Source organism: Polaromonas sp. P1_G2 (assembly GCF_056405515.1).
In genome coordinates, this window is record NZ_JBFUBY010001555.1 from 1 (window position 1) to 385 (window position 385).

At 49.1% G+C, this 385-nt stretch carries 1 protein-coding gene; it reads left to right on the forward strand.

Annotated elements, in window-relative coordinates; all coding sequences use genetic code 11:
- Positions 1 to 198 (forward strand): hypothetical protein (locus AC1D0P_RS31525; RefSeq protein ID WP_477680321.1); only part of this gene is annotated, 198 nt, incomplete at its 5' end.
- Between the last annotated feature and the right edge of the window lie 187 nt (positions 199 to 385).

Below are 385 nucleotides of genomic sequence, written 5' to 3' on the forward strand. Positions count from 1 at the left end.
CACTGGAACATAGCGAAGCCGAGTTCGTTTGGAGTTTTGCTACAGGGGGTATGCAATGTTCCAAAAGATTTACGCTGTTCTGATTGCCATACTGGTTTTCATATCTGCAACGGCGATTTCTGCCAGTGCCGATCTTTCGCCGACATCGCTTCGGTCGGAAGGAAATGCTGCCTGCCGGAAGGTGCGAACGCAATTTGACGATCCTCGCATGATGTCGTGGAACAAGCGCATGGTCTATTGGCTATGCTATCCCGAATATATCGATCCCAGGTGAGGAAATGTGGCCTCACGGCAAAACCCGCAAGCGCATCAGCAGCTTGGCAAATCTTATAGTAAACGATCGTGGTTAAGCGCGTTTTAACCTTTGCGCTTCATTATCCAACAT